The sequence below is a fragment of the Dyella sp. genome (genome assembly GCF_036568765.1).
Classification (GTDB): domain Bacteria; phylum Pseudomonadota; class Gammaproteobacteria; order Xanthomonadales; family Rhodanobacteraceae; genus GSA-30.
Window position 1 is genome coordinate 1 of sequence record NZ_DATCRY010000014.1, and the last position, 8,856, is coordinate 8,856.

Sequence of the window (8,856 nt, forward strand, 5' to 3'; positions counted from 1 at the left end):
AAGGTGAACTTGCCCGCGGCGTTTTCCATGCGGCGGTTCTCCTTGAGACCCAGGCCTTCACAGAAGAAACGCAGGCTGGCGTCGATGTCGCGAACTCGGATCATGGTGTGCAGGTATTTCATTTGCTATGCGTCCAGAAACAGGTCAGGCAAGAGGGGTTGGGTCGGGTCGACGGCATAGGGCGCGAAATCGGCGATGCCTTCCTCGCGCAGCACGTCTTCATCGATCAGGAACCGTCCGGTGAAACCGGCAGCGGCGCGCGTGAGCACCGCGTGCGCCGCATCGGCGACAATCTCCGGCTTGCGGCAACGTTCGAGCGGCACGCCGGGAATCATGTTGAGCGCATCCGTCGCTACGATAGTACGCGGCCATAAGGCATTGACCGCCACCCCGCGCGGACCAAACTCGCCGGCCAGACCGAGCGTCACGAAGCTCATGCCCATTTTGGCCAGCGTATAGCCGGTATGCGGCGCCCACCATTTCGGGTCCAGCGAGGGCGGCGGCGCCAGGGTCAGGATATGCGGGTTGGCCGAGCGCAGCAGATGCGGCAAGCAGGCTTGAGCACAGAGGAAACTGCCGCGTGCATTGACCTGCTGCATGAGATCGAAGCGCTTCACCGGCGTATCCAGCGCGCCGGCCAACCAGATCGCGCTGGCGTTGTTGATCAGGATGTCGATACCGCCGAACGTCTGGACCGCGGCATCGACGGCGGCGCGCACTTCGTCCTCTTCGCGAATATCGCACTTGATCGCCAGCGCCTTGCCCCCTGCGGCAATCACTTGCTCGGCCGCGCTATGAATGGTGCCTGGCAACTTCGGATTGGGCACGCTGCTCTTGGCGGCGATGACGATCTGCGCGCCATCGCGCGCGGCACGCAGGGCGATAGCCAGGCCAATGCCGCGCGAGGCACCGGTGATGAACAAGGTCTTGCCGGCCAGCGATCCCATGCACGCTCCGTTTCATAAAGAATGAAGCTGGAGTTTAATCCGTTCGCGTTCAGTCTTTCTGGAAGCGAGGCAGGATATCGCGCAAATCGGCCAGCCGCTGCAACGGGTCGACCAGCTCAAGCATGCGCTGGTGCTCCTCCAGTTCCAACGGCAGCAGTTCGGCAAGGCGAAAACCGACCCAGCTGGCGTCGTCGTAGAACGCACGCGAGCCAGGACGCCAATGCGGCCCCATGGCATCGATCAACCGCTCCAGGATGGTCGGCAACAAGGCCAGCTCGACGGGCACCGATTGGGTGGGCTCATCCGGCCACAGTTCCACGTCGCCGCGCACCAGTCCGTCGGCGCGAATTCGTGTGCGGCGCACGCGAAACCGCGTACCGCCTTCGGCAACGATCCCGAGCAGCCCGTCCTCGCGATTGTGAAAATCGGTAATGCGCGCCAGTGTACCGACTGCCGCGGGCGTGGCGGGCGCGCCGGCCTCCTGTCCGTCGAGGATCAAACAGACGCCGAAACCGCTATCGGTACGCGAACACTCGCGCACCATGTCCAGGTAACGAGGCTCGAAGATGCGCAGTTGCAGGTGGCCACCGGGATAGAGCACGGCACCGAGCGGAAACAGCGGCATATCGAGCATGGGAGCGGAAGCGGCCATGCGTGGGAGTGTACTCAGCTCGACAAGGCCTGGACGAATCGACGCGGCGCCGCTTCGAAACCGCCGTTGGACATGAAGACGACATGATCGCCAGGACGCGCTTGCGCACGCAGGGAGGCAATCAATGCATCTACCGTAGGTACGGTCGTGCCACGGCCATCGAGCGCGGCGGTTACCCGTTGGGCATCCCACGGCAGTCCGGGCCGATGCAGGAATACGACGGCATCGGCGTCGGCCAGGGAGGGAGCGAGCGCTTCGGCATGCGCGCCCAGACGCATCGAGTTGGAACGTGGCTCCAGCGCCACCAGGATGCGCGACTGGCCGACGCTCGCGCGCAGCCCGGCGAGCGTCGTGGCGATCGCGGTAGGGTGGTGCGCGAAATCGTCGTACACGCGCACGCCGCCCACCTCGCCCACGACTTCCATGCGTCGCTTGACGCTTTCGAAGGTGGCGAATGCCGGCAGCAGCGCGCGCGGGTCGGCGCCCGCCGCACTGGCCGCGGCCAGTGCCGCCAGCGCATTCATCACGCTGTGGCGGCCGAGCAGCGACCAGTGCACCTCGCCCAGCAGCGCATCGCTGCGATATACGGCAAAGGACGAACCGTCGGCGGCGATCAGTTCGGCGCGCCAATCGCCCTGACCGATACCGAAGGTTTCCACCGGTGTCCAGCAACCCATGGTCAGCACTTCGGCCAGGTAGGCATCGTGTGCGTTGACGATGAGCCGGCCGTTACCTGGCACGGTACGCACCAGGTGATGGAACTGGCGCTGGATCGCGGCGACGTCGGGAAAGATGTCGGCGTGGTCGTATTCGAGATTGTTGAGGATGGCGATGCGCGGACGGTAGTGCACGAACTTCGAGCGCTTGTCGAAGAAGGCCGAGTCGTATTCGTCCGCTTCGATCACGAAGGGCTTGCCCTGCCCCAACCGCGCCGACACCGCGAAATTGCCCGGCACGCCTCCGATCAGAAATCCCGGTGCCAAACCTGCGCTTTGCAGCAGATGCGCCAGTAGGCTGGTGGTCGTGGTCTTGCCGTGCGTACCGGCGACCGCCAGCACGTCGCGCCCCGGCAGTACGGTTTCACCGAGCCACTGAGGGCCGGAAATGTAGCGCAGTTGCTCGTTCAGCATGTACTCGACCGCGGGATTGCCGCGCGACATCGCATTTCCGACGACCACGAGATCCGGCGCGGGCTTCAGGTGCTCGTCGCTGTAGCCCTGCATCAGCGCGATGCCCAACGCTTCGAGCTGGGTGCTCATCGGCGGGTAGACGTTGGCATCGGAGCCTTCCACCTGCTCGCCCAGCTCACGCGCCAGCGCGGCCACGCCGCCCATGAAGGTGCCGCAGATGCCAAGGATGTGCAGACGCATGTCGAATCGTTTACCTGATGAAAGGGCGTCAAGGACGTCCAAAACGAGCGGGCCGCCTTGCGGCGGCCCGGCGCGACGGATCAGCCGTTGGCGGTTACCGATTCGCGGTTGAGCGCATGACGCACACGTGCCGTCACTTCGTCGAGCTGCCCCACGCCATCGACCACCTGCAGCTTGCCTCGACGGGCGAAGAAGTCGGCGACGGGTGCGGTTTCCTGCGCATAGATCTGCAGGCGATCGCGCACGACGTCGGGATTGTCGTCCTTGCGATGCTCGGCCTCGAAGCGGATCTTCACGCGATCGATGATGGCCTGGCTGGGGACTTCCAGCTTGACGACCGCATCGAGCGGTTGGCCGATCTTGGCCAGCAGGTGATCGAGCGCATCGGCCTGGGCCAGATTGCGCGGATAACCATCCAGGATGAAGCCGTTCTTCACATCGTCCTGCGACAGACGCTCCTCGAGCATCGCCAGCAGGATGTCGTCGGAGACCAGTTTGCCGGCGTCCATCACGGCTTTGGCCTTCAGGCCGGTCGGCGTACCCGCAGCGACGGCGGCACGCAGCATGTCGCCGGTCGAGATATGCGGCACGCCGAGTTCAACCTTCAGCCGGGCAGCCTGGGTACCTTTGCCCGAGCCGGGCGGACCGAGTAGGACAAGTCGCATAGTGCTCCACGAATCCCTAGAGGCGCGCAGCGCGCGCACGGGTGGATATAGAAAGAAAACCAGCGGTCACGTTAACTTCTGCAACCGGTAACGTCAAACGGCTAGTCGCGGCCAATCGTGCCAAGTGACTGACCGCTAAGGGTTAAGCCAGGTCCGCGTCAGGTTACAGTGTGGCCTCCCGATTACGTCAGCAGGAGCTCTATTCATGAAAACCGCCCCTCGCCCCGCTTCCGGCAAGCTGCTCTACGCCCAATCCGGTGGCGTGACTTCGGTGATCAATGCCAGCGCTGCCGGCGTGATCGAGGCTGCCCGCACCCACGGCGTGAAGGTTTATGCGGCACATAACGGCATCCTGGGCGCGTTGCGCGAGGAACTGATCGACACCTCCAAGGAGAGCAAGGCGACCATCGCCGCCTTGCGCCATACCCCGGGCGGCGCCTTCGGCTCGTGCCGCTACAAGCTCAAGTCGCTGGAGACCCATCGCGCCGAGTACGAGCGGTTGATCGAGGTACTGCGTGCACACGATATCCGCTGGTTCCTCTACAACGGCGGCAACGATTCGGCCGACACGGCATTGAAGATTTCCCAGCTCGGCAAGGCGATGGGTTACGACATTCGCTGTATCGGCGTGCCCAAGACCGTCGACAACGATCTGGCGATGACCGATTGCTGCCCGGGCTTCGGCTCGGTGGCCAAGTACATCGCGGTCTCCACGCTGGAAGCTAGTCTGGACGTGGCCTCGATGGCGGATACGTCGACCAAGGTGTTCATCCTGGAAGTGATGGGCCGTCATGCCGGCTGGATCGCCGCTGCCGCGGGCCTGGCAGGCGAAGGTGCCGACGCGCCACCGCACGTGATCCTGTTCCCCGAGAACGTGTTCGACGAAGCGGCATTCCTGGCCAAGGTCAAGGCGACGGTGCAGCGAGTGGGCTGGTGCACCGTAGTGGCCTCCGAGGGCATCCGCAATGCGGCCGGGCAGTTCCTGGCCGAGGCCGGTACGCGTGACGCGTTCGGTCACAGCCAGCTCGGCGGTGTCGCTCCCGTGCTGGCCGCACTGGTCAAAGAAAAGCTCGGTTACAAATATCACTGGGCGCTGCCGGACTACCTGCAACGTTCGGCCCGCCATCTGGCCTCCAAGACCGACGCCGAACAGGCCTATGCGGTCGGCAAGGCCGCAGTGGACTACGCGCTGGCCGGCAAGAACGCGGTGATGCCGGTGATCGTGCGCTCCAGCGACGCACCGTATCGCTGGAAGATCGAGCCGGCGCCGCTGAGCAAGATCGCCAATCACGAGAAGAAAATGCCGCGAAATTTCATGACCCGCGATGGCTTCGGCATTACCGCCGCCGCGCGCCGCTACCTTGCGCCGCTGATCCAGGGCGAACTGCCGCCGCCGTACGGCAAGGATGGCTTGCCGCGCTATGCCACCCTGCAAAACACGATGGTGGCGAAGAAGTTACCGGCGTTCGAGATCTAAAGCATTGGGAAACGGGTAGCGGGGCGCCTGGATACGCATCGAGACTGGTTAAAAGCAACACGAACGCAGCCTGTTTGAAACCGGCCATAAGCGACGAACTTGTGCCCCGCTACCTCTCTCATCGTCAGCTTAACGCCCAAAAACGTTTTCATGACCGGCAGCAAAATCGCTCCTGGCATACCCCTTTTCGTACGACTTCGCGTTCAGGCGCACATTTCTACGATGACGCTGCCTGTCGCCAATCTTTCGGGGCGACGAATGTGGAGGTCTGCCATGAACACCATCCAGCGCCTGCTTGTTGCTACTGCCATGCTGTTTGCCGCAGGTGCCGCCGTCGCAGCACCGCAGGATCATCGCGATCACGATCGCGGACGGCAGGGCTACGACCATCGTGACGATCGCCATGACAATCGTCACTACGACCATCGCGGCGATGACCGCCATTACGACCGTCGCTACGATCATCGCTACGACAATCACCGCGGTTACTACGGCGGTTATTACCGGCACGATTACTACCGTCCGGCGCCGCGCTACTACCGGCCTGCGCCGTACTACGGCGGTCACTGGGTCCGCGGCCACCGCTATGGCGGCCCGCGCTACTACGTTGACAACTGGAACTACTACCACCTGCGCCAACCGCCTTATGGCTACCGCTGGGTGCGCGCCGACGACGACTTCCTGCTGGTCGCGATCGCTACCGGCGTGATTCTGGACATCGCCACGCAGTGATCTCGCTGGCCATCGTTCCTGATGGAAAGCGGCGCCATGTGCGCCGCTTTTTTTGCCATGCGTTGCGCCGCACAACACTTCTGGGCGCTGCGTCTGCCTATACTCCGGCTGAACCGTCCCGTCCGGGGCGGCACACAACACGAGTGGGAGGCTCCGATGCTGCAGCAGTATGGCTTGTGGATCGTGCTGGCGTGTGCGGTGGTTGCGATCTTGTATGGTGCGTTATCCGTGCGCTGGATTCTGGCCAAGTCGCCAGGTAATGAGCGCATGCAGGAGATCGCCGCGGCGATCCAGGAAGGTGCCCGCGCTTACCTCAATCGTCAGTACGCCACCATCGGCGGCGTCGGTGTCGTGCTCTTCCTCATCATCGGTTTCGCCCTGGACTGGGGCACGGCCATCGGGTTTGCGGTGGGTGCGATCCTGTCGGGAGCGACCGGCTATATCGGCATGAATGTCTCGGTCCGCGCCAACGTGCGCACCGCCGAGGCGGCACGCGGCGGTCTGGCCGCCGCCCTCAACGTCGCTTTTCGCGGCGGCGCGATCACCGGCATGCTGGTGGTCGGCCTGGGCTTGCTGGGTGTGGCCGGCTACTACGCCGTGCTGCGTCATCTGGGCTATGAAGGTATGCACGCGCTGCACGCACTGGTCGGCCTGGCCTTCGGTGCCTCGCTGATCTCGATCTTCGCCCGCCTGGGCGGTGGCATTTTCACCAAGGGTGCCGACGTCGGCGCCGATCTGGTCGGCAAGGTGGAAGCGGGCATTCCGGAGGACGATCCGCGTAATCCGGCGGTGATCGCAGACAACGTGGGCGACAATGTGGGCGATTGCGCCGGCATGGCGGCCGACTTGTTCGAAACGTACGCGGTGACCTTGATCGCCACCATGTTGCTGGGCGGCGTATTGGCCGAACAGACCGGCGAATGGGGCGTGATGTATCCGCTGCTGCTGGGCGGAGCTTCGATCATCGCCTCGGTGATCGGCACGTTCTTCGTCAAGGCGCGCGGGCCGAAGATCATGAACGCGCTGTACGCAGGCGTGGCGGTGTCGGCGATCCTGGCGGCGATCGCGTTCTGGCCGATCACTTCGCAACTGATGAGCCAGTCGTCCTATGGCGTGGGCCATCTTTACGGCTGCGGCCTGATCGGCCTGGTGCTGACCGGTGCGATGGTGGTGATCACCGAGTACTACACCGCAACGGAATACGGCCCGGTGCGCCATGTCGCGCAGTCGTCCACCACCGGCCACGCGACCAACATCATCGCCGGCATCGGCGTGTCGATGAAATCGACCGCGCTACCGGTGCTTGCGGTGTGCGCGGCCATCTGGGGTTCATATACGTTGGCCGGTTTGTACGGCATTGCCATCGCCGCGACCGCGATGCTGAGCATGACCGGCATGGTGGTAGCGCTGGATGCCTATGGCCCGATCACCGACAACGCCGGCGGCATCGCCGAGATGGCCGAGCTTCCGGCCGAAGTGCGCGGTGTCACCGATCCGCTCGACGCGGTCGGCAACACCACCAAGGCGGTGACCAAGGGTTATGCGATCGGTTCGGCGGGATTGGCCGCACTGGTGCTGTTTGCCGACTACACGCATAACCTGACCCAGCACCTCAACGTCGCCGACTTCCGCTTCGACCTGTCGAACCACTACGTGATCATCGGCCTGCTGATCGGTGGCCTGATCCCGTACCTGTTCGGGGCGATGGCGATGGAAGCGGTCGGCCGCGCAGCCGGTTCGGTGGTCGAAGAGGTTCGCCGTCAGTTCCGCGAAATCGGCGGCATCATGGAAGGAACGACCAAGCCCGACTACTCGCGCGCGGTGGATATGCTCACCCGCTCGGCGATCAAGGAAATGCTGGTGCCTTCGCTGCTGCCGGTGCTGGTGCCCGTCGTGGTGGTATTCGGCTTCAAATGGCTGGGCGGCGCCGAGGCCGGCGCGCAAGCCCTGGGCGGCGTGCTGATCGGCACCATCGTCACCGGCCTGTTCGTGGCCATTTCGATGACCACCGGCGGTGGCGCCTGGGACAACGCCAAGAAGTACATCGAAGACGGCCATCATGGCGGCAAGGGTTCGGATGCGCACAAGGCCGCCGTTACGGGCGATACCGTCGGCGATCCCTATAAGGACACCGCGGGCCCGGCGGTGAACCCACTGATCAAAATCATCAACATCGTCGCCCTGCTGCTGATCCCACTGCTGTAAGCGGGCGGCTGCCATCGACTGTTCATAAGCCCCGGTCCGCCGGGGCTTTTTCTTTTTTGCGCTTAGGACATAATGCGCCCCGCGTCCTTACTGGAGTTTTTGGCGCGCAACACCCCGCAGCGTCCCTCGCGGCGGCAAGGATGCCGGCAATGCACGTCATGCCTGGCTTTACAGGTTTTCTTATGCATTGGTGAGGCGATCTATGTTCACGACGATCCGTCAATGGTTGCGGCAGCAAGTGGCCATGGTCGACCGCGCGGAGGTAGCTAGCGCGATCGATCAGGACGGCCGACTGCAAGGCAGCTACATGTTCATGAGCGCGATGGCGTCGGGCATCGCCACGATCGGCCTGCTGTGCAACTCGGTCTCGGTAATCATCGGCGCGATGCTGGTTTCGCCGCTGATGGGGCCGATCGTGCGCCTGGGACTGGGGCTGGCGACGCTGGACCTGTCCCGCGTGTTTCGCGCACTGGGCACCCTGGTCGCCGGCATGGCGCTGGCCCTGGCGGTGGCGATCCTGACCGTCTGGTTGTCGCCGCTGCGTACACCTACGCCGGAGATCCTCGCGCGCACCACACCCAACCTGTTCGACATGATCGCAGCGACGCTATCGGGCCTGGCAGGCGCCTACGCAATGATCCGCAATCGCGGTGGCGCGATTGTCGGCGTGGCCATCGCCACCGCGCTGATGCCCCCCATGGCGGTGGTCGGCTTCGGCATCGCCATAGCGCAGTGGAGCATCGCCAAGGGCGCCTTGCTGTTGTTTACCACCAACCTGGTCACCATCGCACTCAGCGCGACCTTGCTG

General features: G+C 64.0%; 9 protein-coding genes. 4 read left to right on the forward strand and 5 right to left on the reverse strand.

What is annotated here, in order from left to right; translation table 11 throughout:
* The 5 genes from VIM98_RS00790 to VIM98_RS00810 all read right to left on the reverse strand — a co-directional run.
* Positions 1 to 122 (reverse strand): VOC family protein (locus VIM98_RS00790; RefSeq protein WP_331991190.1); only part of this gene is annotated, 122 nt, incomplete at its 3' end.
* 3 nt (positions 123 to 125) lie between these two features.
* Complete coding sequence (locus tag VIM98_RS00795) at positions 126 to 947, reverse strand: NAD(P)-dependent oxidoreductase (protein ID WP_331991182.1); 822 nt, start codon at positions 945 to 947, stop codon at positions 126 to 128.
* 49 nt (positions 948 to 996) lie between these two features.
* Entirely contained in the window at positions 997 to 1,599 is a 603-nt protein-coding gene (locus tag VIM98_RS00800; RefSeq protein WP_331991183.1) for an LON peptidase substrate-binding domain-containing protein, read from the reverse strand.
* Between the two features lie 14 nt (positions 1,600 to 1,613).
* The gene (mpl, locus tag VIM98_RS00805; RefSeq protein WP_331991184.1) at positions 1,614 to 2,969 is read right to left on the reverse strand and encodes a UDP-N-acetylmuramate:L-alanyl-gamma-D-glutamyl-meso-diaminopimelate ligase; all 1,356 of its coding nucleotides are present in this window, start codon (positions 2,967 to 2,969) and stop codon (positions 1,614 to 1,616) included.
* Positions 2,970 to 3,049: 80 nt separating this feature from the next.
* Complete coding sequence (locus VIM98_RS00810; RefSeq protein ID WP_331991185.1) at positions 3,050 to 3,634, reverse strand: adenylate kinase; 585 nt, start codon at positions 3,632 to 3,634, stop codon at positions 3,050 to 3,052.
* 205 nt (positions 3,635 to 3,839) lie between these two features.
* On the opposite strand from VIM98_RS00810, the gene VIM98_RS00815 reads away from it, so the two are divergent.
* From VIM98_RS00815 to VIM98_RS00830, 4 genes are all read left to right on the forward strand, one after another.
* On the forward strand, positions 3,840 to 5,111 hold the full coding sequence (locus VIM98_RS00815) for a 6-phosphofructokinase (protein ID WP_331991186.1): 1,272 nt from the start codon (positions 3,840 to 3,842) through the stop codon (positions 5,109 to 5,111).
* A gap of 273 nt (positions 5,112 to 5,384) precedes the next feature.
* Entirely contained in the window at positions 5,385 to 5,843 is a 459-nt protein-coding gene (locus VIM98_RS00820; RefSeq protein WP_331991187.1) for an RcnB family protein, read from the forward strand.
* Between the two features lie 156 nt (positions 5,844 to 5,999).
* On the forward strand, positions 6,000 to 8,048 hold the full coding sequence (locus VIM98_RS00825; protein WP_331991188.1) for a sodium-translocating pyrophosphatase: 2,049 nt from the start codon (positions 6,000 to 6,002) through the stop codon (positions 8,046 to 8,048).
* A gap of 202 nt (positions 8,049 to 8,250) precedes the next feature.
* Positions 8,251 to 8,856 (forward strand): DUF389 domain-containing protein (locus tag VIM98_RS00830; protein WP_331991189.1); only part of this gene is annotated, 606 nt, incomplete at its 3' end.

Coding starts and splice junctions, on each gene's coding strand:
- VIM98_RS00795 (WP_331991182.1), bottom strand. CDS start 947: ATGGGATCGCTGGCCGGCAAGACCTTGTTCATCACCGGTGCCTCGCGC.
- VIM98_RS00800 (WP_331991183.1), bottom strand. CDS start 1,599: ATGGCCGCTTCCGCTCCCATGCTCGATATGCCGCTGTTTCCGCTCGGT.
- mpl (WP_331991184.1), bottom strand. CDS start 2,969: ATGCGTCTGCACATCCTTGGCATCTGCGGCACCTTCATGGGCGGCGTG.
- VIM98_RS00810 (WP_331991185.1), bottom strand. CDS start 3,634: ATGCGACTTGTCCTACTCGGTCCGCCCGGCTCGGGCAAAGGTACCCAG.
- VIM98_RS00815 (WP_331991186.1), top strand. CDS start 3,840: ATGAAAACCGCCCCTCGCCCCGCTTCCGGCAAGCTGCTCTACGCCCAA.
- VIM98_RS00820 (WP_331991187.1), top strand. CDS start 5,385: ATGAACACCATCCAGCGCCTGCTTGTTGCTACTGCCATGCTGTTTGCC.
- VIM98_RS00825 (WP_331991188.1), top strand. CDS start 6,000: ATGCTGCAGCAGTATGGCTTGTGGATCGTGCTGGCGTGTGCGGTGGTT.